The following is a 22,991-nucleotide window of genomic DNA, read 5'->3' as shown; positions in this document are numbered from 1 at the left end:
CCGAAAGGCGTCGGTGGTCCGCAGGCGGCGGCTGGCCAAAGCCGTCGGTCTCGCGCATAGGAGTTCGCCGAGACAGGAGGATTGGGATGTCCAGGCGCCCGGAGCCGCATCGGCCGCTCGAACTCGATCCGGCGCGCGTGATGCGCGCCGACCGTCCGCATTACGGCATCATCGACATCGGCTCGAACTCGGTCCGGCTGCTGGTCTACGACCAGCTCGGCCGCGCGCCGCTGCCGCGTTTCAACGAGAAGTCGCTCGCCCGCCTCGCCGAGGGGCTCGCCGAGACCGGCGCCATTCACCCCGAAGGCTTTCGCCGGACGCTCGAGGCGGCGCGGCGCTTCCGCGCCATCGCCGAGGCGATGGGCGTCGGCAGACTCGACGTGACCGCGACCGAGGCGATCCGGCGCGCGAGCAACGGCAGAGACCTCGCTGACGCGATCGCCGCCGAAGCCGGCGTCACCGTGCGCATTTTGTCCGGCGCCGAGGAAGCGCGCTACGCTGCGCTCGGCGTCATTTCCGGCTTCTTCCGGCCGGTCGGCGCAGTCGGCGACATGGGCGGCGGCAGCCTCGAGATCGCCGAGGCGATCGACGACCACGTCGGCGACGCCTGGGTCAGCCTGCCGCTCGGGGCGCTGCCGGTCGAGGCCCTGCTCGCGCAAGGCTACGACGTCGCCAAGAAGCGGGTCGACGACATCTTGCGCGCCGGCGTCAAGGCGTCGTTCGCGCGACCGGTGTTCTATCCGGTCGGCGGCGGCTGGCGCGCGGTCGCCAAGGCGCACATCGAGGCGACGGCCGCGCCGGTGAAGACGGTGCACGGCTATGCGGTCGAGACGTCGGTCATTCGCGCCTTCGCCAAGTCGATCACCCGGCTCCCGGCCGCCAGGCTCGCCGCCATGCCGGGCGTGTCGGCGCGGCGGGCGCGCACACTTCCGGCCGCGGCGCTGGTCCTCGACCGGGCGCTCAAGCGGCTCGCGCCGCAGACGGTGATCTTCTCCGCGCTCGGCCTGCGCGAGGGCCTGCTCTATTCGCAGCTCGACGAGGCCGAGCGCTATCGCGACCCGCTGGTCGAGGGCGCGCAGCTGATCGGCCTGCCGTTCGCCCGCGTGCCGGATTTCGCCCCGGCCCTCGCCGGCTGGACCGCGGGCCTGTTTCCCAACGAGACGCCGGCGGAGACGCGGCTCAGGGTCGCGGCCTGCGCGCTCTCCGACATCGCCTGGCGCGATGCCGCGGACCTCCGGGCCGAAGAGAGCTTTCGCCGCCTGCTGCAGTTTCCCTTCATCGGCGTCGATCACGCCGAGCGCGTGTTCCTCGCCGCCGTTCTCCACGCCCGCTACGGCGGCAAGGCGGACGCGTCCTGGCTCGCGCCGGCGATCGGCCTCCTCAGCCCGGCGCTGCAGCGGCGCGCCCAGATTCTCGGGCGGGCGATGCAGCTCGCCTACCGGTTTTCCGGCGTCGTGCCGGCCGTGCTGGCGAGCGCGGGCTTGCGGATCGACCCGGACTGCGTGCGCCTCGACGTGTCGCCCGCGGCGCGCGCGCCCGACAGCGAGGTGGTCGTCGACCGCCTGCGCTGGCTCGCGCAGGCGGTCGGGGCGAAGCGGACGGAGATCGTGGTGCGCGAGGACGCGCGCCCGGCGTGACCGGCGCTGTCCGGAACGAGGAGACGAATCATGACCGAGACGCCGCCGATCGAAGTCGGCTTCCTGACTTTTCCCAACGTCCAGCAACTCGACCTCACCGGCCCCTACGAGACGCTGGCCTCGTGGCCGGGGGCGCGCGTCCGTCTGGTGTGGAAAACCCTCGATCCGGTCCGCGCCTCGACCGGGCTCGTCCTCACGCCCGACGCGACCTTTGAAACCATCGGGCCGCTCGACGTGATCTGCGTTCCGGGAGGGGCCGGGATCAATCCGCTGCTCGCCGACGAGGAGACGCTCGCGTTTCTGCGCGCGCAAGCGCAGGGCGCGCGCTTCGTCGCCTCCGTCTGCACCGGCGCGCTGGTGCTCGGCGCGGCCGGGCTTCTGGTCGGCAAGCGCGCGACCACCCATTGGGCCTCGCACCATCTGCTGGCGCCGTTCGGCGCAATCCCGGTCAAGCAACGCTATGTGCGCGACGGTCGGGTGATGACCGGCGGCGGCGTCACCGCCGGGATCGATTTCGGACTCGCCCTGCTGTCGGAACTGGCGGGTCGGGCGACCGCCGAAGCGATTCAGCTCAACCTCGAATATGCGCCTGCGCCGCCATTCGACGCCGGCGACCCGGACACGGCGCCGCGGGCGGTGGCGCAGGCGGTCGAAGCGCGCCTCGCGCCGATGATCGCCGAACGCGCGCGCCTCGTCGCCGAGGCCGCGCGGCGACTCGGCCTCGACGCCGAAACGGCCCGCCGCTGACGGGCGGGCGGCCGCGCGATGGGAGGGGACATGGACGACGATCGAAACAAACGGCTCGCCGGCGCGCGCCTGCGCAAGGCGGTCCTTTCGGACGCGGCGCCGCTCGCGCGACTCCTCGCCTCGACCTTCCTCGACGATCCGATCACCGCCTGGGCCGCCGGGCCGGGCGGCGCGAACCTGGCTGACGCCGAGGCCTACTACCGGGCGGTGCTGAGCGAGCGCGACATCCCGCTCGGGGCCGTGTGGACGAGCGCCGACGGCGAGGCCTGCGCCGACTGGTTGCCGCCAGGCGCCGCGCGAGCGGGCGGCTTCGTCGGGCAGTCCGTCGCGCTGACCCTCGACCCCGAGGCGCTCGACGCCGGGCGGCGCGCCCGCGCCGCCGCCGTCGAGATCGCGATGGAGGCCCATCATCCGGCCGAGCCGCACTACTACCTCGCGTTTATGGCGGTCGCGCCGGCCTTGCGCGGGATGGGGCTGGGCTCGGCCCTGCTCGGCGCGGCGCTCCGGCAGATCGACGACGAGGGCGTCGCGGCCTGGCTGGAAACCTCCGATCCGAACATCGTCCCCCTTTATGAGCGCGCGGGATTTGTCGCGCGCGGCGACATCGCGCCCGCCGGGGCGCCGCCGCTGATCGCGATGGAACGCGCCGCCCGCGCAAGCCGGCGACCCAGCGAGCCGTGATGGAAGGGGCGGAAGGCGCCTCGGCCCCGCCTGCGGCGCGATATGCCCCTCGACTTCCGCCCCGCCTTGCCCTATAGCGCGCGCCTCAACTGACAACAGCGCGCCGAAGCGCTCGCCGGTCTAGCCGGCGCACGGCAGGAGTTTCGTGATGAACATCATCCAGCAGATCGAGGCCGAGCAGGCGGCCAGGCTTCCCGGCAGCAAGATCCCCGATTTCCAGCCCGGCGACACGGTCATCGTCAACGTCAAGGTGACCGAAGGCGACCGCAGCCGCGTCCAGGCCTACGAGGGCGTCTGCATCGCCCGCAGCGGCGGCGGCCTCAACGAGAGCTTCACCGTGCGCAAGATCTCCTACGGCGAGGGAGTCGAGCGCGTGTTTCCCATCTATTCTCCGGTGATCGACTCCGTCAAGGTGGTCCGCCGCGGCAAGGTGCGGCGCGCCAAGCTCTATTACCTGCGCGATCGCCGCGGCAAGTCGGCGCGCATCGCCGAGCGCACGGACGGCAACCGGGAAGCCGCCAAGGCGGCGAAGGAAGCCGCCAAGGCGTCGAAGGAAAGCTGAGCCTTCGTTTCCGCCGAGGCGGATTGGTTACTTCGGGGAGGGGACAATGACGGAACCGGTGATCGCCCAAAAGGCGCCGTACGCGAAGGATCTCGAGGCGGGCAAGACCTACTTCTGGTGCGCCTGCGGACGGTCGGCGAACCAGCCGTTCTGCGACGGCAAGCACAAGGACACCGGGCTCGCGCCGCTGGCCTTCACCGCCGAGACCGGCGGAACCGCCTATCTCTGCGGCTGCAAGGCCACGAAGAACGCGCCCTACTGCGACGGTTCGCACAAGAGCCTGTGAGGCCGGGCGCAGACAGGGGTATCCGAGGCCGGCGGCGAACCCGCCGGCCTTTTTCGTTGTAAGAGTGCGCGATGGCCCGCGTCGTCGATGTGCTCGTTCCGGTGGCGGTCGATACCGCCTACAGCTACCGCGTCCCCGCCGGCCTCGTGCTCGAGCCCGGCAGTTTCGTCAGCGTTCCGTTGGGAACGCGCCACGCGACCGGGGTCGTCTGGGCGGAGCGCGAGGCGGGCGGCGACAACCTGAAGCAGGTCGCGGCCGTGCGCGACTGGCCGCCGCTCAGGCGGCCTTTGCGCGACTTCGTCGACTGGGTCGCCCGCTGGACGCTGAGCCCGCGCGGTATGGTGCTGCGCATGGCGGTGCGCGCGCAGGAAACAGCGGCGCCGCCCGCGCCGAGATCGGGCGTCGTCGCGACCGGCAAGCCGCCCGCCCGCATGACCGACGCGCGCGCCCGCGTGCTGGCGGCTCTGGCGACCATGCAGGATCCGCAAACCCTCATCCGGCCGCCGGCGGCGCCCGCCCTCTCCCTTGGGGAGAGGGGCGCCGAGGCGCCGCCGACCCCTTCCCCCCCGGGGGGAGGGTCGCGCCATAGCGCGGCGACAGAAGGGCGTCTTGACGGACGCCCTTTGGCGCGGGATGAGGGCGCGCCGCCGGTTCCCAAATCCGCCCTCGCCGAGGCGGCCGGCTGCTCCGTCGGTGTGATCGACGGCCTGATCGAGGACGGCGCGCTCGCCCTGGTCGAGATGCCTCAGGAGACGATCGGCGGGGATCTCGATCCCGGCTTCGGAAACACCGTCCTCAACGCCGACCAGCGCCCGGCCGCCGCCGATCTCGCCGCCCGCGTCGCTTCGCGCGCGTTTTCCGCCATCCTGCTCGAAGGCGTGACCGGCTCGGGCAAGACGGAAGTCTATTTCGAGGCGATCGCCGAGGTCCTGCGGCAGGGTCGGCAGGCGCTGGTCCTGATGCCGGAAATCGCGCTCACCGGCGAATTCCTCGACCGGTTCGCGGCGCGGTTCGGCGCGCGGCCGGCGGAATGGCACTCGGGACTGACCGAGCGGCGGCGCGAGCGGACGCTGCGGGCGGTGGCGAGCGGAGAAGCGCGGGCGGTGGTCGGCGCGCGCTCCGCCCTGTTCCTGCCCTTCGCCGACCTCGGGCTCATCGTCGTCGACGAAGAGCACGAGGGCGCCTACAAGCAGGAGGACGGCGTCATCTACAACGCCCGCGACATGGCGGTCGTGCGCGCCCGGCTCGAACGGGCGCCGGTGGTGCTCGCCTCCGCCACGCCCGCGCTCGAGACCCGGGTCAACGCGGAGACCGGCCGCTACGCCTGGCTGAAGCTGCCGAGCCGGTTCGGCTCGGCGACGCTGCCCGACATCGCGACCGTCGATCTCAGGCGCGAGGGCCCGCCGCGCGGCCGCTGGCTGTCTCCGAAAGCGATCGCCGGGATCGAGGCGGCGCTCGGCCGAGGCGAGCAGGCGCTCCTGTTTCTCAACCGTCGCGGCTACGCGCCCCTTACCCTGTGCCGCTCGTGCGGACACCGGTTCGAGTGCCCGAACTGCTCCGCCTGGCTGGTCGAACACCGCTTTCGCGCCGCGCTGGTGTGTCACCACTGCGGCCATGTCGAGCCGCGGCCAAAGCTTTGCCCGGAATGCCGCGAGGCCGACAGCCTGACCGCCTGCGGCCCCGGCGTCGAGCGCCTCGCGGAGGAGGCGGCGCTGGTCTTTCCCGACGCGCGCACGCTCACGCTGTCGTCCGACTTTCCCGGCGGGGTCGAAACCTTGCGCCGCCAGCTCGAGGCCGCAGCGCGCGGCGAGTTCGACCTGGTCATCGGCACCCAACTGGTCGCCAAGGGCCACAACTTCCCGAGTCTCACCTTGGTCGTCGTGGTCGACGCCGATGTCGGCCTCGCCAACGCCGACCCGCGCGCGGCCGAGCGGACCTTCCAACTCCTGCGTCAGGCGACCGGGCGGGCCGGGCGGGCCGAACGCGAGGGCCACGCCCTGCTCCAGACCTGGCAGCCCGAGCATCCGGTGATCCAGGCGCTCGTCTCGGGCGACGCCGAGCGCTTTTACGCGCAGGAGAGCGATCAACGACGACGCGGCGGCCTGCCGCCGTTCGGGCGGCTCGCGGCGATCGTCGTCTCGGCCGAGGACAAGGGCGCGGCCGAGGCCCACGCGCGCGCGCTGGCCCGGACCGCCCACGCCATGCCGGCCGCCAGGGGGTTTCGGGTCGCGCCGCTCGGCGGGCTGCCCCAGGGCGAGGAGATCACGCTGCTCGGGCCGGCCGAGGCCCCGATCGCGGTCCTGCGCAAGCGCCACCGCTTCCGCCTCGCCGCCAAGGCGCCGCGCTCCGCCGACCTGCAGGGTTTCTTGCGCGCCCTCCTCGCCGCCGCGCCGCCGCCGCGCGGCGGGGTGAAGATCGCCATCGACGTGGATCCGCAGAGTTTCCTGTAAGGCGCCCGCGCGAGAAAGCGCTGCGGCGGCGCCTTCGGTCATTCGGTCATCGAAGCGAACGCGCGGCTCGGCCGATCGGGGTCAGGCTGCGGAGCGGGCGACAGCCGACGCCCCCGGCTGACGAACGCCGCCGGCGGTGGAGACGCGGCAGGCGCGACATCGTCCACGGGAGGATTGAACGAAAAGGGCCGCGCGCGACGTGCGGCCCTGCGGGTTTCGTGCGCCGAACCGCCGCCCGGGCGATATTCGTCTCAGAGGCTGAAGCGGGACGACTTGCGGCTCGACCGCAAGCTGGCGAAGCCGAGGGCGGCGAAGCCCAGCCCCAACATCGCCCAGGTCGAGGTCTCGGGCACGCCGGAGGTCTCATAGGAGTAGATCAGATCGAAACTGCCGCCCGTCGTCGCCGAACCGGAGAAGGAGACGCCCGTCGGGGCGCTGCCAGAGTAATTGCCCTGGCCGGCGGCGGCCGAGTAGGACAAATTGACTGTGGAACCAATGTAATTCGAAAATTCACTGTTCGGGATCGACGCCGAGTCGCTCGCCGAGCCGGTCACGCCGGGAATGGTCACCTCGCCCGCCACCAGCGCGTAGCTTCCCAGGGCGGGGACCCAGTAGAGTCCTCCGGGCCCGACTGTGCCCGAGACCGGGCCGGCGACATCGTGCGATGTGACGCTGGTCGGCCCGGGACCCGTCACCGTCACGGGAATGGTGACAGCGGCGTCCGCGAACGATTTCGTTTCCAGATTGAAGTTGTAGACGTTCACCGCCGCGGTGGTCGAGGTGTTGAGAACCATCTCGATGCCCGTCAAGGTCCCCAGCGCCGTGTCGAAGCCCGGCAAGGTGAAGCTGATCGAGAAGGGCGCCAGGGTCGGCGCGATGGTGTAGGTTTCCGTGACCGACTGAATGGCGGCGAAGGCGCATGCGGGCGCCGTCATTATGGCCGCCGCGACGGCGACCGATGTCAACGCTCTCATGTATATCCCCCGAAGATGCATGAGTCATGAGCGCTCGTACAGACCCCTGCGCGCCACTGCAGATGTTTACACGATACAACGCCTGTCCGCAAGCGCCGTAAAAAATGTCGTTAACATATGTTTTTGACGCGAGGGCTCGGCCGCGTTCGCCACGACACTCAAGTCTGCGTTTAAATGGATTTCAGGCCTGGGGCCGCGATCCGGTCGGTCCCTCTTTTCATAAGCGGGACGAGCGCCGGCTCAGCCCCGGAGGCCGTAGCGGGACGAGCGCCGGCTCAGCCCCGGAGGCCGTCGATGCGGACTGGCGCGACGTCGGCCGCGTCCGGCCGGCGAAAGGGCTCGACCCGGAAGCGTTGCGCGCCGATCGAGACGACATCGCAGCGCTCGATACTAGAGCACCGGGCGCATCTGTAAACATATGAGTACAATGTTGACATACATAAGAACTGTGTTATCATGGGTAACCCCTGTTGTGGTCCTCCAATTACGGAGTGGACGAGGGGATTCTTAGAGGACGATATCATGCTCATGAGGGAGTTTTTGGCTTCCGTCGCGGTAGCGGCGACGCTGACGCTGTCTGGCGCCGCATCGGCGGCGACGTATTCCTACGATATTTCGGACTACAATCCGGGAGGCGAGGGCGCCGTGACGGGCGATCTGACGCTCGACGTCACCGCTGGACAGGTGACCGCCGGCACGCTGGAGCTCACGGGCGGAATGCTCCCGTCCGGGTGGACCGAGTTCACGGCGGTCACCACGTTCAACGCCTGCGGCGGAACTTGCACGAACTGGGCCTCGGGCAACGGCGACCAGTGGTCCGGCGCCCAGAACAATTTCCCGCTCGACGCCAACGGCGTGACCTTTCACACCGGAGCGTGGGGCACGGGCTATGTCTTCGGCGTCTACTCCGCCTCGGGGACCGGCGCTCCCTATCAGGCCGCCCTGTTCGGGCCGGGCGGCGCGACGGAATACTGGACCTATAACGACGCCATTACGCTCACGCCCGCACCCGCGCCGGAGCCGGCGACCTGGGCGATGCTGGGACTCGGCTTCGCCGCGCTCGGCCTTGCGGGCTGTCGCAGAGCCCGGACTCTGCGCGCGATCAGCCTCTGACGCAGCGCAGATCGAAAGCGAAAGGGATCCCCCGGGACCCCTTTCCTGGTTGGCGCGCGCCTCAGCGCGCGCCCGCCTCCTCGATGCGGACCGGCGCGAGCTCCGCCGCCGCCGGCCGGCGGAAAGGAGCGCCGAACGACTCGACCCGGAAGCGTTGCGCCTCGAGGCCCGTCGCGACCATCGTCGGGTCGAGGCCGGCCTTGCGCATGAGATGGCGCACGAATGCCCGTCCGTCGGCGACCTGGCGCCACACGCTCGGCAGGAACAGCGCGCGTTGCCGTCCCTTGCCGAGGATCAGGCCGTCCCGATCCGGCTCGAGCGCCGCGACCAGCGCATCCTCGCTGGCTGCGGGAATTGGGCGGGGGTGCGAGAGGATCGAGACGTCGAGTTCGAGGCCTTCGAGTTCGGTTTCCGTGAGCGGAGCGAAACGCGGATCGCCGAAGCCCGCCTGGACGGCGTTCATCGCCACGTCTTCGATCAGCGAAACGCGCGGCGCAGGCGATCCGATGCAACCCCTGAGGCGGGCGCCGTCGGTCAGGGTGACAAAGGTTCCGCGCAGCGACGCGAGCGCCGGCGACAGGCGGCCGTCGCGGCGAATCGCCGGCTTGCGCCCGCCCGTGCGCGCCGCCCACGCGAGCGCGGCCATCGCGGTCGAAAGCAGCAGCGCCCGGTCGGCGTCCTGAAGCCGGGCCGAGGCGGCGTATTCCATCGCGAAGGCGCCGTAGCCGACCACGCGGGACGAATCCGCCCCGACGTCGGACGATGTCGCCAGATGCAGTCCGCTCACCCGGAGATCGCGCTCGGCCGCGAGCGTCAGCGCGCCGCCGATCGGCAGATAGCCGCACGCCCGCCGGCCGTCGAGCGCTCCGACGTCGAGGCCTTCGATCCGTCGGCCCGTCTCGTCGTCGAGCGCGCGGGCGCGTCCCTGATCGAGGAAATGCGACAGGTCGGAGGAGATCGCGATCACCGTCTCCGGCCCGCCCCAGACCAGCCGGAGGGCGGCTGCGACCTGCGCCGGGCTCGCTTCGCCGACGAGGATCGGCAAGATTTCGAACGGCGCCGGCAGCATCGCCTGCAGCATGACGAGATGCATTTCAAGCGAATGCTCGCGGGCGAAGGGCCGCGCGTCGACCTCGGCGGCCCGCGCCTCGGCGAGGCGTACGTGACCATCGCGGGCGACCAGAACCTCGCCGAGCGGCGTGCTCCAGGCGACGGCGGGATGAAGGGCAAGGCCGCGGAAGGCTGCTCTATGCGCGGGACCGACGATGACGATCCTTCGGGGGGGCTCTGTCCGCCGCGCCCAGGGGGAAAACGCAGTCGCCGCGACCGAGCCGGAATAAACGACGCCCGCGTGCGGGGCGACGACGACCTTCGGCGCGACGCCGCCGTCGGGGCGGGCGCCCTTGCGCATATCGGCGATCAGCGCGCGCAAAGCGTCCGGCTCCGCCGGATAGAAGAGACCCGCGACCTGAGCCGGATGGACGGCGCTGAGCATCTCGGCCTCCCTCGCCGATATGGAGATCTGTTGCCGGCGAAATGTAGGTCCGGACTCGGCTTTGCGCCAGTGCGCCCTCGTTGAAATCGCGGCCGCGGCTCCCGACATGAGGGGCGAACCTTCAAGGAGCGGCTTCGCGAAAGCGGTCCGAGGCGCCATGGATGGGCAAGAGAGCATCAACGAGGTCGGCGTCCCGGTCGATTTCTGGACGACGCTCGACGACGGACGGATCGAGTGCCGGGTCTGTCCGCGGTTCTGCCGCATGCGCGCGGGCCAGCGCGGCTTGTGCTTCGTGCGCCGCGCCCGCGAGGACGGCGAGGGCATGGAACTCACCGGCTACGGCCGGTCGACCGGCTTCTGCGTCGATCCGATCGAGAAGAAGCCGCTGAACCACTTCCTGCCGGGTTCGTCCGTGCTGTCGTTCGGCACGGCCGGCTGCAACCTCGCCTGCGCCTTCTGCCAGAACTGGGACATCTCCAAGAGCCGTGAGACGGCGCGCCTCAGCGCGGTCGCGATGCCGGACACGATCGCGCGCGCGGCGCAGCAACTCGGCTGCGCCAGCGTCGCCTACACCTACAACGACCCGACCATCTTTCTCGAATACGCGGTCGACACGGCCGCCGCCTGTCGGGCGCGGGGGGTGAAGAACGTCGCCGTGACCGCCGGCTTCATCTGCGCCGCGCCGCGCGAGAAACTGTTCGCGGCGATGGACGCGGCCAACGTCGACCTCAAGGCGTTCTCCGAGCGCTTCTACGAGAAGCGCTGCGCCGGCAAGCTCGCTCCCGTCCTCGACACGCTGAAATACCTCGTCCACGAGACGAGCGTCTGGACCGAGATCACGACGCTGCTCATCCCCGGCGAGAACGACGGCGACGAGGAACTCGACGCGCTGACGAAGTGGGTCGCCCGGGAGCTGAACCCGGACGTGCCGCTGCACTTCACCGCCTTCCATCCCGACTACCACATGCGCGAGACGCCGCCGACGCCGCTCGGGACGCTGCAAAGAGCCCGCGCGATCGGGATCGGCAATGGCCTCCACCACGTCTATGTCGGCAACCTCCGCGATCCGGCGCGCGAGGCGACGCTGTGCCCGACCTGCGGGACGCGCTGCATCGGCCGCGACCGCTACGCCATCACCGAGTACCGGCTCGACGCGGCGGGACGCTGCCCGGGCTGCGGGACGAAAATGGCGGGGGTGTTCACCGACAGGCCGGGGGCCTGGGGGTCGCGCCGCCTGCCGGTGGCGATCGAACGCTACGCGGCTTGACGCGGAAGCGAGGCGCGGCGAGGCTCGGAGCGAGCGGGGAGAATGAGATGGACGAACGCCGGGACGCGATCCGCGAGCGCGCCCATGCCCTGTGGGAGCGCGCCGGATGCCCGCAGGGGCGCAGCGAGGAGTTCTGGTACGCGGCGCGGCGCGAGATCGAGGGCGACGAGTCGATCGACGCGCTGCCGCTCGACCCGTTCGAGCCGCCGATCGACGAACCGCCCGAGGTCGCCTTCGAGCACGGCGTGCCGGTCGGCATGCCGGGCGAGCGGATCGTCGAGCAGGGCGTCGAGGACGACCGCCTCGCCGACAGGCTGCCGGGGCGGGGGATGTCGCCGGAGGGTTGAGGGGGCGTGTGGGTTCCCGTTTTCAGGTTGCGGCGGAATCGAGCGCGAGCGGCGGCGCCATCTGGCTCCATGGGCGGGTGTGCGCTGGTCGAGAATGGCCCGGCGCCGCCGGCGATCGACGCGCGTCCTGCCGCCCCGGCCCGGTCGGAGTGAGCCGAAACCGGCCGCACGGCGAACGCCTCAGACGCGCCGCTCTCGCCATCGTCAGGCGAAACGCCCTCGACGGATCATGGCGCTCCAGATCCCCATCGCGACATGCAACGCGACGGCGGGCCACAAGAGGACGCCGACGGTTCCCGAGCCGAGGCCGGCCATTCCGATCACGACCGCCACGCCGCAATTGTAGATCAGCATCGCGCTGACCAGTGCGCCCGTCTCTTTGCCGCGCGCCAGCCAACAGGCGACGCCGAGCGCGAGCAGGGCCACTCCGGCGACGCGGCCAAGGGCGATCGCCGCGCCGGAGACGCCGGCCCCGAGCAGCAGCCTGACGACGGCCTCGGGAGCGGCGATCAGCGCCAACCCGGCCCCCGCTTCGATGGCGGCCGTCAGCGCGAGAAAGCGGTTCACGTTGTTCAGGCCCGCAAGCAGGTTTGCGCCCATCAGTTGTCGGATTTTTTCATCCCTTCGTCGATCGCCGGCTTGTCCGATTCCTTGATCTGTGACGGTCCAAGATCGAACGTCAGCTTGTCGATTGCGCCGGTGAAGCGGAACGGCACGTCGTAGCTGTCGTCCACCGGGGTGCGGGTATCGGCCCCGACGTCGAATGTCTCGTCCACGGACATCAGCAACGGGATCGTGTGCTCGATGGTCTTCTTCGACAGTTCGTGTCCATCGACGGACAGGACGCCTGTGCCGCCCTTGGCGAGTCCGGGTCCGTCGTATTTGAAGTCGAACACGATTCTGTGTTTGCCCGGCGCCAGCGGCCGGGTGAACAGGTCCTCGCCCGTCACCCCGCCTTCCCATCGCGTCTGCTTCAGATCGAGGAAGTTGTAGTCGAACACCGGCTTGCCCTTGAGCAGGTAGAGGCCGTAGCCGCCGAAGCGACCGCCGAGGGTCACGATCATGCCCTCGGCGCCGCCTTCGGGAATCGTCACGTCTGCCGTGATCGTATAGTCGCGGTCCAGAATGCTGGGCGCATTGCCGACCGGAATGCCGATGTTTTCGCCGACGTAGGTGAATTCCGTCTTGCCGGACGTGGCGCTCGGGCGAGCCGTCAACGCGCGTGAAAAGCCCGAATTATCCAGCGGATAGACGCCGTTCGCGGCCGCCTCGGTCTTGAACAGCGCCTGCATCTGCTTGAGCTTGTCCGGCATCTTCGCGGCGAGGTCGTCGAACTCGGAATAGTCTTTGGCGATGTTGTAGAGTTCCCAGTTGTAACCCGTTTCGACGTCGGGCAGCTTGCCGGTCGCGAGCAGCCAGGGCGCGGCGGGCGGCGTAGTCGCGGCGATCCAGCCGTCGTGGTAGATGGCGCGGTTGCCGACCATCTCGAAATACTGCGTGTCGCGCCGAGAGGGCGCGTTGCCGTTCGCCTTGGCGAACGTGTAGGCCATGCTCACCCCTTCGATCGGCTTTTGCGCAATGCCGTCGACCGTCGTCGGCGCCTTGATCCCTGCGGCGTCGAGGATGGTCGGCGCGACGTCGATCATGTGATGAAACTGGGAGCGGAGTCCGCCGGCGTCGTCGATGTGACCCGGCCAGGAAATCGCCAGCCCCTGCCGCGTGCCGCCGAAATGCGACGCCACCTGCTTGGTCCACTTGAACGGGGTGTCGAACGCCCACGACCAGGCGACCGACATGTGCGGATAGGTGGCGTGCGAGCCCCAGTCCTCGTAATGGAGCATCTGCACGACCTCCGGCAGCGTCAGAATGCCGTTGTAGGCCGTGAGCTGGTTGAAGGTGCCTTCGAGCGTGCCCTCGGCGCTGGTGCCGTTGTCGCCGACAATGTAGATGATCAGCGTGTTGTCGAGCTTGCCCTCGTCCTGGACCTCCTGGATCACGCGACCGATCTCATGGTCGGTGTAGGCGGTGTAGCCGGCGAACACTTCAGCCTCACGCGCGTAAAGCCTCTTCTGGATCAGGGAGAGCGAATCCCATCGCGGCAGCTTGGCGCCGCCGTAGGCGTCCTGGCCGTCGGGCCACGGTGTGAGTTGCGTCTCCGGCGGGATCACGCCGAGGCGCTTCTGGTTGGCGAAAATCTCCTCGCGCAGCTTTTCCCAGCCCATGTCGAACTTGCCGTGGAACTTGTCGATCCATTCTTGCGTCGGCTGGTGTGGCGAATGGCTGCCGCCCGGCGCGTAGTAGACAAAGAAGGGCGTGTCGGGCGCGGCGGCGTTGAGCTCCCGCATATGATGGATCGCATCGTCCGCGAGATCGGTGGTCAGATTGTAGCCGGGCTTGCCGACCCAGGGATAAACCGGGCTCGTGTTGCGGTAGAGATAGGGCGTCCACTGGTCGGTTTCGCCGCCGAGAAAGCCATAGAAATACTCGAACCCCAGTCCGACCGGCCACTGGGTGAAGGGGCCGGCCGCGCTGTACTGGTAGGTCGGGATGTTGTGGTCCTTGCCGAACCAGGAGGTCGCATAGCCGTTGTCGCGCAGGATCCTGCCGATCGAGGCGCTGTCGGGGCCGATGATGGAATCGTAGCCCGGATAGCCGGTCGACAATTCGCCGATCACGCCGTAGCCGACTTCGTGATGGTTGCGCCCGGTGATCAGCGCTGCGCGCGTCGGCGAGCAGAGAGCCGTCGAGTGGAACTGGGTGTAGCGCAAGCCGGCCGCCGCGATGCGATCGAGCGCCGGCGTCGGGATGACGCCGCCGAATGTGCCGGAGACGCCGTAACCCTGGTCGTCCGTCAAGATCAGCAGGACGTTCGGCGCGCCCTTGGGCGGAACGACCCGCGCAGGCCAGTACGGCGTCGACTCGGCCGCCGTCTCCTTGATGACGCCGCCAAATGGCGGCGGCGGCGGCGGCAGCTGGCTTCCGTCGATCGTAACCGTGGCGCTGGGAGAGCCGGGCGCGCCGGTGATCTGCTGAGCCGAAGCCGACAGGCTCGCGGACAGCAGCGCGAGGACGGACAGGGCAAGCGTCTGGCGGAGCAAATCGTGTTTCACTCTGCACCCGTGCCGGTCCTGGGCGCGATACGCGCCGATACGAACGGTCTACAGGGCGCTGACCGGAACGGCAACCTGCGCAGGTATCACCGGGGCCCCGAGTCCTGGCGCATCGCCGCGGGCAAGGCGACCTCGCACGGCGTTGTTTTCCGCACGCTCCGATCTGACCGGCGGCGCCGTTCCGGCGCTGATCCAATTCGCGATCCGACGGGTGGGTGGGCGTCGTCCGAGGTCCGGAGCCTCACTTCTTCACCAGCGGATCCAGGATCGCCTTCATCTGGTCGAACGTCAGTTCGCCCCCGTAGACCTTGCCGTCGATGACGAAGGTCGGCGTGCCGGTGAGCTTGACCTCGTCGTTGGCGCGCTTGGCGACCGCGACGACGCCGTCGGCGAGCTTCTGGTTGTTGAGGCATTGCGTCGCCTGGTCCTTCGTCATGCCGGTCGAGCGCATCGCTGCGATCAGCGGCTCGAGCGGCTTGTCGACGAAGGCCCACTTGTCCTGCTGCGCGAACAAGAGCTCGTCGGCCGCGAACGCCTTGTCGTCGCCGAGGCAGCGGGCGAGGACGAACGCCGCCACGTCGAGCGTGTTGCGGGAAAACTCCCGGAAGACGTATCGGACCTTGCCGGTGTCGATGTAATCCTTCTTGAGCTGCGGCAGCGTCTCCTTGCTGAACACCGCGCAATGCGGGCAGGTCAGGGACGCGTATTCCACCACCGCGACGCCGCCCGGATCGCCGATTGTCAGCTCCTTCAGGTCGCCCGGCTGAAGGAGCTTGGCCATGTCGACGGTGCGGTCGGGCTGCGGCGCGTCGGCCGCGCCGGCGCTGGCTGAGAACGCAGCCGCCATCAAAGCGGCGGCGGCCAGGCGGCGAAGGGAAGCGAAAGCCATGCGGGGCTCCTGGAGATCGGGATTCTTGCGAACGGCCGGGACATTGCTCATAAAGCCGGTCGAGCGGCAACCCCCGCGCCCGTCCGGCGTTCACGTCTTCGTTCGCGCCCGCCTGGCGATCTTGGCGGACGCGCGGTGGCATGTTAGCTCCCGCCCGACAGATGCGAAGGAGATGGCGATGGAATACCGGCAGCTCGGCCGTTCGGGCCTCAAGGTCTCGGTTCTCACCATGGGGACGATGACCTTCGGCGGCAAGGGCGCGTTCGCCAAGGTCGGCGACGTGTCGCTCGACGAGGTGCGGCGACTGATCGACATCGTCGCCGACGCCGGCGTCAACCTGATCGACACCGCCAACATCTACTCGGCCGGCCGGTCGGAGGAGATGATCGGCGAGGCCATGCCCATCCGGAAGCCGGGCATGCTGATCGCCACCAAGGCCCGCTTTCCGATGGGTTCGGGGCCGAACGACCGCGGCTCGTCGCGCTGGCACCTGATCGCCGAATGCGAGGCGAGCCTCAGGCGGCTGCGCACCGATGTGATCGATCTCTATCAGCTTCACCAGTGGGACGGGCTGACGCCGCTCGAGGAGACGATGGAGGCGCTCGACACGCTCGTCCGGTCGGGCAAGGTGCGCTATGTCGGCTGCTCGAATTTTTCCGGCTGGCACATGATGAAGGCGATGGAGGTGGCGCGACGCGACGGCCGCGTCCCCTTCGTCTCGGAGCAGATCCACTACACCCTTCAGGCTCGCGAGGCGGAGTACGAGCTTCTGCCGATCGCGGCGGATCAGGGCCTCGGCGTCCTGGTCTGGAGCCCGCTGGCCGGGGGCCTGCTGTCGGGAAAGCATCGGCGCGACAAATCCGCGCCCGACGGCACGCGGCAGGTCTCCGGCTGGACCGAGCCGCCGGTGCGCGACGAGAACGCGCTCTGGGACATCGTCGACGAGCTCGTCTCGATCGGCGAGGCGCACGGGGTTTCGGCGGCCCAGATCGCGCTCGCCTGGGAGCTTCAGCGCCCGACGGTGACGTCGCTGATCGTCGGCGGGCGCACCGAGGCGCAGTTCCGCGACAACCTCGCCTGCGTCGAGGTCCAGCTCTCCGACGAGGAGCGGGCGCGGCTCGACAAGGTCAGCCAGCCGCCGCTGCTCTACCCCTACTGGCATCAGTCCTGGACGGCGAACGACCGCTTCAACGCCGCCGATCTCGTGCTGCACAAGCCGTATCTGAAGGGGTGAGCGCCTTCGGGTCGGTCGGTTGAGGGAATGGCGGACGCAACCGTTGACGGGCTGATCGAATGAGAGCCGCCAGCCAACGGCGCGAGTCTTTCGCTCGGCGACCCGTCGCTCGCGTCGGTCGACGGACGACCGACTCGAGCCTGACGCGCCGTTGGTGGTCGTTCCGCTACGGAAGCAATGCGCCGGATCGCGGCCGGCGGCCGATGCGCCGGGCGTGACACGCATCTCGCGCGGCGGCTTCGAAACAGGCGCCGGCATGGTCGAGCGGTCGGCGCCGGCGCCGCCGTGTCATCCCTGCGACGGCGGGATCCGGAGGGCCGTCGCCGACGCTTGACCGCGAAGCGGCCCGGCGGCGACGCAACGCCGAACGACGCTGGAGGTGAAGCGACGGCGCGGGCAAGGCGTCGAATGACAGAGCGTCGCTGCAGCGTCGATACGTGCGATCGGATCGAGGGGCGGACCTCCCCTCTCTTGGCGGCGAGCACGGCGAACCTGCCATCCTTCAACTCCAGATCGCCGGGGAAGGTCGCCGAGGCGGTCGCCGCGTTTTCCGGCCGGACATTGCGCAATTTCGTCTGCGGAAGGTCGGCGTCGCGGGACGAGATTCTTCCAAGCCGCCGCCCTGCGCGTGGCGATAGCGTGCGCTGCGACACTTCAGCAGCCCACGACAGCGAGGCCGCCGTCGAGCCGCTGTGGTCGCGACGCCTGTTGCTCCGGATCCCATCGCAACAAGCTCATGGTGCAAATGCGGACCAAGACGTTCGTTACGTCCCGAAGCATCAGTCGATTTTCGATATTGCTGTATCGCGCGCCTTATGCAACGATTGCGCGCCTCAGCTGCAAAATTTTCTCTTGTAAGAGTCTATAGACGGCAACGTTTTATATAGATGCGTTAACTTCTGGAACGAGTGGCCGTGTTGAAGGGGATGTATTAAGGATTATTTATTTCTTAAGGGAGAGCGCCATGACGACGAAGACCTGGAATGGCGGCAATGCTGATTGGTACGCCAACAGCGGCGGCGACTGGAGCCCGCCCGGTGATCCGGGCCGCGGCGACGCTGTCGTCGTCGCCAGCGGATCAGTCAAACTCTCGAGCGGCGACGCAGCGATCAACGTCGGGTCGCTCACCGGTACGGGCGGCAATTTCGACATTCAGGATCCCGGGACGATCCAGTCGGTCACCGGAAACGTTGCGCTTTCCGGCAGCGGCACGGTTGATCTCGACGGGGACAACACCGACGCCGGCGGGGGCTCGAACCTGACGATCGGCGGGAATCTGACCAACACCAGCACCAACAGCTATGGCGTCTTTATCGGCGACATCGACGACGGCATCACGTCGGCCGACACGGTGACGGTGAAAGGAGCGGGCGGGCTCTCCAACGGCGTCGGCAGCAGGATCACGATCGCGGGGGGCGCCGGTGTGCAGGCGACCCTGAACGTCGCCAACGCCGCGGCGGGGTTTGGCGCGGCGGGAGTGGAGACCGGGACGGTCATCCTTCAGGGCGACGCGCTGCTGGAGTTCAAGAGCGGCCAGATTACGACGGTCGATGGCGAGCTGTGGCTCGACACGAGTCCGTTTGGCGTCGCGGGGCTCAAGGGGAACGCGCGCGTCGCCGACGCCGGGTCGACCAGCACGAACAGCGCGCTGACCGGGCTCGCCAGCGTTTCCGGCGAGTTCTGGCTGGAAAACGGCTCATCGGTTGCGACGACCGGGAATTTGAGCGTCACCGGCGCCGGCGCCCTGGACCTCGACGGGTTCAACACCGGCGGGCTCGGGTACGGGGGCAGCAACCTGACGATCGGCGGGAATCTGACCAACAGCAGCGCCAGCCGGTACGGCGTCTCGGTCGGCCGGCCCAGCATGCCGACCGCGGACACGCTGACGGTGAAGGGGGCCGGCGGGCTGTCCAATACCGGCAACATCACACTCGAAGGTTCCGCGTCGGGGACTGGCAATCTGGTGGTGACCAATGACGTGACCAGCTCAGGCGCAATCGTCGTCGGCCCCTACGGCAAGCTGACCGCGGCGGCTGTCGATATCACCCGAGGTTCGCTGCAAGGCGACGGAACGGTGGTCGGCGCGCTGAACATCACCGGCGGAACCGTGGTCGGCGGCCTGAACGGCGACCCCGGCGCGCTGAGCGTGAGCGGCGCCTACTCCCAGTCGGGGGCCGGCGTCCTCCAGACCAACGTCGTCCCCGGGGTTTCCCCGCCGCAGTCGAGCGTCGTCGCTGTAAGCGGCGGCCCGGCAACGCCGGGCTCGTCCGGCAGCGTCAATCTTGCCGGCGGAACCCTGCTGATCGACGGCGAGCTCAGCCTCCCCCTGGATACGACTTATACGGTGATGACCTTCGGGGCCGACCATTTTTACGGCCAGTTCGCAGACGTCGAGACCGAGGGCGCGCTCGGCAGCCACACCGGCAACGGCGACAGCGTGAACCTCGGCGACGGCGACACGCTCGAAGTGTTCTACAACGAAGCCAGCGGACAGGTTCAGTTCGAGGCGGTGGCGACGTCATCGGCCACGGCGTATGACTGGCGCGTCGGGGGCGGGACCTGGAACGCATCGAGCGCGGCCGACTGGAGCCCGCCAGGCGACGGGACAACGCCGAGCCAGACCTCGAATGTCGTGATCGGCGCCGAGGGCGGCGGAACCGTGACGCTGGCGCAGGACGAGACCATCGCCAGCCTGTCGATCACCTCGGGGTACATGCTTTCCGGCGCCGCCGAGTCGGTAACCGCGACCGGAAATGTCTCGCTCGCGTCCCGCGGCGCGCTGTCTCTCGACGACATGAACGTCGGCGGCGCGTTCACCGACAGCGGGAGCGCCGCACTGGCGGGCGTGCTGACCATCAATGCGGGAGGGCAGTTCATCCTGTCCGACGGCTCGCTGACCGGCGGCGGCATCAATGGGTCGGGTGTGTTCATGACAAGCCCGGGCGCGACCGGCGCGTTGAAGAACGTCACCATTTATCGGGGGACGACGTTTACCGCGAGCAACAACGCGACCACCAACATCTCGGGCGCCATTGTCGATGAGGGTGCGATTCAGGTGAACGGCGGCCGGACCGGAGGGCGACTGAACTTGGCCGGAGCGACGACGCTGAGCGGCGGCGGCGTGGTCAACATGACGAGCGCGACCGGCGGGGGTGGCGCTGTTCTCGAAGGAAATGGAGAAACCCTGATCAACAACGACGTGATTCAGGGCACGGGGACGATCGGAGACGGCAACCTGGCGCTGACCAACACCGGCACGGTCGACGCCGACGTATCCGCCGGCGCGCTGACACTGAACGGCGCGGGCGCCATCGCGAATGCCGGCGTATTCGAAGCAACGAACGGCGGGCGCCTCGATGTCGCCGGCGCGCTCTCGGGGGCGGGCCGGCTGGAGATCGGCGCCAGGTCGGAGCTCGAGCTCGGCGGCGCCGCGAGCGAAAATGCAACCTTCCTCAGCGCCTCGGCCGCCAAGCTCAGTATCGACAACGCGACGACAACGACCTATGGCGGCCTGCTCGCGTCGTTTGCCCAGGGCGACGTCCTCGAGCTTGGAAATACAAACGCCATCAGCGCGACGCCGACCCTGAAAGGGTCGGACACAACCCTCACGGTCGAGCTCAGTGGCGGCGGCGCGTTGCACTATACGCTGGCGGGGAACCTGACTGGCGACATCTTCGGAGTGACCCACGTCGGAGCGGATAGCGACATCGCCCTATCGGGCGCTGATGCGGCGTTCGCGCAGGCGTACTCGCTCTTGACCGCCCCGTTGACATCGAGCTTCGTCGAGTCGAACAACGATTTCGGCGCCAAAGGCGGCGCGCAGGCGGGCGGGCCGCTCGACCTGGCTGCGGTGCACAAGCCGCACGCCTAGCTAAGCGGGCGAATTGAAGATCGGCTCCCGGCAAAACCGCTTGGGAGGCGCCGCCGGGCTCGGCAGAGCCAAGGATGCTGCGGTCGATCGAGCGCTCCGGACCGGGTTCCATTTGTGAGACTCTGAACAGCTGAATTTCCCGGGGGGCGGCGGAGGCGCTCCTCGACCCGCGTTCACGGGGGGCGACACCCTCGATGCTCGGCGGCGCGCCTCGAAAGCGCACGCGCGCTACCGCGCCTCTTCTCTTCACGCCGCTCAACCAACGCCCGCTCTGCCCGACCGAGACGTAAGCGATCGACCGACGGCAGCCGAGCGAGGCGTCTCACCGGGCGGTCGGGGAATGACGCCCTCGCCCCCATGCGCCCGCGCCGATGCGGCGTCGCGTGGGTCGGCCGGACGAGGCCGGCGGTCCCGAAGCGGGCAGGTAACCGCGATCAAGACGCTCATGGATCCGTTGTTCGTGCCGTCTCTGCGATCCGCAAAACAGGACGACGACAAATCCTTGACAGACCGGGTGTCGCATGTTCGTCTTTTGTTCACAAGGCGACCGCCTGAGACGGCGAAAGCCACGGGACATGACGCTTGGCTTGGACAACGCATGCGCGTTGCCCCGCATGCCCGCGCTCGGGAATGGCTGTGGCGCGACGGAGTGACGGAACTCCCAAGCCGCGGCGAGGCGGCAGGCGGCGGGCCGTTCGCAACACCTCTCCCTCCGGGAGAGGACAGGCCGCGAAGCGGCCAGGTGAGGGTGCGCCACGCCGACTGTCGGCGTTCCGAGCCCTCCCCCCGGATCAAGTCCGGCTGCTGCCGGGCTTCGCCCGGCTGTCCCTCTCCCTGAGGGAGAGGGCGGCGCCGGCTTGGGAGTTACGGAGTGACGTAACTACCAAGGTGGCTGTCCGCGAGGAGCCGGACAGGGCGCGCCCTGGGAGGGTGCGCGTCTCGCGCACCCCGGCGGCGAGACGCCGCCGCTCCCATTGAGCGCCGTGACCGCCGCTCGTACCCCTGGCTTGGGAGTGACGGAGTGACAGGTTTGGGCGCCCAAGGCTTGAAAACGTTCCGCCGCCGCCAGGTCTGCGCGGCGGCTTTCACCCCGCGACCGCAGCCTGCTCACCGGCTCGACTGGATGTGGTTGCGCAGGACCGGGTAGACCTGCGTCTCCCAGCGCTTGCCGCTGAACACGCCGTAATGGCCGACGCCGGCCTGCAGGTGGTGCGTCTTCATGTAGGGCCTGAGGCCCGAGCACAGGTCCTGTGCGGCCAGCGTCTGACCGGGGGCGCAGATGTCGTCCTTCTCGCCCTCGACGGTCAGGAGGAAGGTTTTCTTGATCGCCCGCGGCTCCACCGTGCGGCCCTTGTGCTTCATCAGGCCCTGCGGCAGCAGGAAGCGCTGGAACACCTGCTCCACCGTCTCGAGATAGAAATCCGCGCTCATGTCCATGATCGCGAAATATTCCTTGTAGAAGTCGCGGATCGCGTCGGCCTTCTCCTCGTCGCCGGCGACGCGGCGCTCGAACAGCTCGACGAACGATTTCGTGTGTCGGTCGACGTTCATGCTCATGAACGCGCACAGTTGCAGGAAGCCGGGATAGACCCGCCGTCCGGCGCCCTCGAACTTGTCCGGCACGACCCCGATCATGTTGGTGTGAAACCATTCGATCGGCTTCTCGACCGCGAGCGCGTTGACCTTGGTCGGCGCGACGCGGCAGTCGATCGGGCCGGCCATCAGCGTCAGGCTCGCCGGCTGGATGTTGGAATTGTCCTGCGCCATCACCGCGGTGGCGATCAGCGCCGAGACGGTCGGCTGGCACACCGCCACGACGTGGCAGTCCTCGCCGAGAAAATTGACGAAGTCGATCAGGTGCTGGGAGTAGTCGTCGAAAGCGAAGGCGCCGTCCTGAAGGCGGACGTTGCGCGGGTTCTTCCAGTCGGTGACGAACACCTGATGGTCGCGCAGGAGGGTTCGGATCGTGCCCCTGAGCAGCGTGGCGAAATGCCCCGACATCGGCGCGACCAGGAGAATCTTCGGGTCGTTCTCGCCGCCTTCGCGGCGGAAGCGCAGCAGCTCGCAGAACGGCGTCGACGTGACCCCCTTCTCCTCGACCGGGATCGGCTCGCCGTGGACGTCGATGTGATCGATTCGGTAGTCGGGCCGCGAATGGGTGAACCCGGCGAGCGCGACGAGCTCGTAATAGGCCGCCATGCGCCGCATCGGCGGCGCGAACGGGTTGGCGACCCAGGCGCCGAGGATTGTGTTTGCGTTCTCGGCGAACAGGCGCACCTGGTCGCCCGCGTCGGCCATTCTCTGATAAGCGTCGTACATCATCCTGTC

At 68.9% G+C, this 22,991-nt stretch carries 17 protein-coding genes; 11 read left to right on the top strand and 6 right to left on the bottom strand.

Going from position 1 to position 22,991, the window contains the following annotated elements; all coding sequences use genetic code 11:
* Positions 1 to 86: 86 nt before the first annotated feature.
* The 6 genes from DFR50_RS02045 (at position 87) to DFR50_RS02020 (ending at position 6,363) form a co-directional block, all read left to right on the top strand.
* A complete protein-coding gene (locus tag DFR50_RS02045) occupies positions 87 to 1,637 on the top strand; it encodes a Ppx/GppA phosphatase family protein (RefSeq protein WP_170153011.1) in 1,551 nt (516 codons plus the stop codon).
* Between the two features lie 30 nt (positions 1,638 to 1,667).
* Complete coding sequence (locus tag DFR50_RS02040; RefSeq protein WP_113887525.1) at positions 1,668 to 2,384, top strand: DJ-1/PfpI family protein; 717 nt, start codon at positions 1,668 to 1,670, stop codon at positions 2,382 to 2,384.
* Positions 2,385 to 2,414: 30 nt separating this feature from the next.
* Complete coding sequence (locus DFR50_RS02035; RefSeq protein WP_170153010.1) at positions 2,415 to 3,065, top strand: GNAT family N-acetyltransferase; 651 nt, start codon at positions 2,415 to 2,417, stop codon at positions 3,063 to 3,065.
* A gap of 148 nt (positions 3,066 to 3,213) precedes the next feature.
* Positions 3,214 to 3,627, top strand: a complete 414-nt coding sequence (gene rplS, locus DFR50_RS02030; RefSeq protein ID WP_113887523.1) for a 50S ribosomal protein L19 — start codon at positions 3,214 to 3,216, stop codon at positions 3,625 to 3,627.
* Positions 3,628 to 3,673: 46 nt separating this feature from the next.
* Complete coding sequence (locus tag DFR50_RS02025) at positions 3,674 to 3,913, top strand: CDGSH iron-sulfur domain-containing protein (RefSeq protein ID WP_113887522.1); 240 nt, start codon at positions 3,674 to 3,676, stop codon at positions 3,911 to 3,913.
* 71 nt (positions 3,914 to 3,984) lie between these two features.
* Positions 3,985 to 6,363: a primosomal protein N' gene (locus tag DFR50_RS02020; RefSeq protein ID WP_245427257.1), complete on the top strand. Its 2,379-nt coding sequence runs from the start codon at positions 3,985 to 3,987 to the stop codon at positions 6,361 to 6,363.
* Between the two features lie 251 nt (positions 6,364 to 6,614).
* Here the strand turns inward: DFR50_RS02020 and DFR50_RS02015 are convergent, their stop codons facing one another.
* Complete coding sequence (locus tag DFR50_RS02015; protein WP_170153009.1) at positions 6,615 to 7,298, bottom strand: choice-of-anchor E domain-containing protein; 684 nt, start codon at positions 7,296 to 7,298, stop codon at positions 6,615 to 6,617.
* Positions 7,299 to 7,865: 567 nt separating this feature from the next.
* Between DFR50_RS02015 and DFR50_RS02010 the strand changes: the two genes are divergently transcribed.
* Positions 7,866 to 8,450 (top strand): PEP-CTERM sorting domain-containing protein, encoded by a 585-nt coding sequence (locus tag DFR50_RS02010; RefSeq protein ID WP_210208781.1) that lies wholly within the window; start codon positions 7,866 to 7,868, stop codon positions 8,448 to 8,450.
* A 61-nt stretch (positions 8,451 to 8,511) separates the two neighbouring features.
* On the opposite strand, the gene amrB is transcribed toward DFR50_RS02010, so the two are convergent.
* Complete coding sequence (gene amrB, locus DFR50_RS02005) at positions 8,512 to 9,945, bottom strand: AmmeMemoRadiSam system protein B (RefSeq protein ID WP_170153007.1); 1,434 nt, start codon at positions 9,943 to 9,945, stop codon at positions 8,512 to 8,514.
* 157 nt (positions 9,946 to 10,102) lie between these two features.
* Between amrB and amrS the strand changes: the two genes are divergently transcribed.
* Positions 10,103 to 11,212, top strand: coding sequence for an AmmeMemoRadiSam system radical SAM enzyme (amrS, locus tag DFR50_RS02000; RefSeq protein WP_113887740.1), 1,110 nt, complete (start codon positions 10,103 to 10,105; stop codon positions 11,210 to 11,212).
* Between the two features lie 47 nt (positions 11,213 to 11,259).
* Positions 11,260 to 11,559, top strand: coding sequence for a DUF2934 domain-containing protein (locus DFR50_RS33420; RefSeq protein WP_113887518.1), 300 nt, complete (start codon positions 11,260 to 11,262; stop codon positions 11,557 to 11,559).
* 204 nt (positions 11,560 to 11,763) lie between these two features.
* On the opposite strand, the gene DFR50_RS01990 is transcribed toward DFR50_RS33420, so the two are convergent.
* The 3 genes from DFR50_RS01990 to DFR50_RS01980 form a co-directional block, all read right to left on the bottom strand.
* The gene (locus DFR50_RS01990) at positions 11,764 to 12,159 is read right to left on the bottom strand and encodes a hypothetical protein (RefSeq protein ID WP_245427255.1); all 396 of its coding nucleotides are present in this window, start codon (positions 12,157 to 12,159) and stop codon (positions 11,764 to 11,766) included.
* Positions 12,159 to 14,636 (bottom strand): arylsulfatase, encoded by a 2,478-nt coding sequence (locus tag DFR50_RS01985; protein WP_425376059.1) that lies wholly within the window; start codon positions 14,634 to 14,636, stop codon positions 12,159 to 12,161. The genes DFR50_RS01990 and DFR50_RS01985 overlap by 1 nt, the downstream gene beginning before the upstream one ends.
* A gap of 274 nt (positions 14,637 to 14,910) precedes the next feature.
* Positions 14,911 to 15,558 (bottom strand): DsbA family protein, encoded by a 648-nt coding sequence (locus DFR50_RS01980; RefSeq protein WP_170153006.1) that lies wholly within the window; start codon positions 15,556 to 15,558, stop codon positions 14,911 to 14,913.
* Between the two features lie 178 nt (positions 15,559 to 15,736).
* Here DFR50_RS01980 and DFR50_RS01975 point away from each other — a divergent pair, with 178 nt between their 5' ends.
* Positions 15,737 to 16,792: an aldo/keto reductase gene (locus DFR50_RS01975; protein ID WP_113887738.1), complete on the top strand. Its 1,056-nt coding sequence runs from the start codon at positions 15,737 to 15,739 to the stop codon at positions 16,790 to 16,792.
* Positions 16,793 to 17,756: 964 nt separating this feature from the next.
* Entirely contained in the window at positions 17,757 to 20,663 is a 2,907-nt protein-coding gene (locus DFR50_RS01965) for a beta strand repeat-containing protein (protein WP_113887514.1), read from the top strand.
* 1,107 nt (positions 20,664 to 21,770) lie between these two features.
* Here the strand turns inward: DFR50_RS01965 and DFR50_RS01960 are convergent.
* Complete coding sequence (locus DFR50_RS01960) at positions 21,771 to 22,985, bottom strand: polyhydroxyalkanoate depolymerase (protein ID WP_113887513.1); 1,215 nt, start codon at positions 22,983 to 22,985, stop codon at positions 21,771 to 21,773.
* Between the last annotated feature and the right edge of the window lie 6 nt (positions 22,986 to 22,991).

The sequence above is a fragment of the Roseiarcus fermentans genome, assembly GCF_003315135.1.
GTDB lineage: Bacteria > Pseudomonadota > Alphaproteobacteria > Rhizobiales > Beijerinckiaceae > Roseiarcus > Roseiarcus fermentans.
This window is presented reverse-complemented; position numbering and strand designations above follow the sequence as displayed.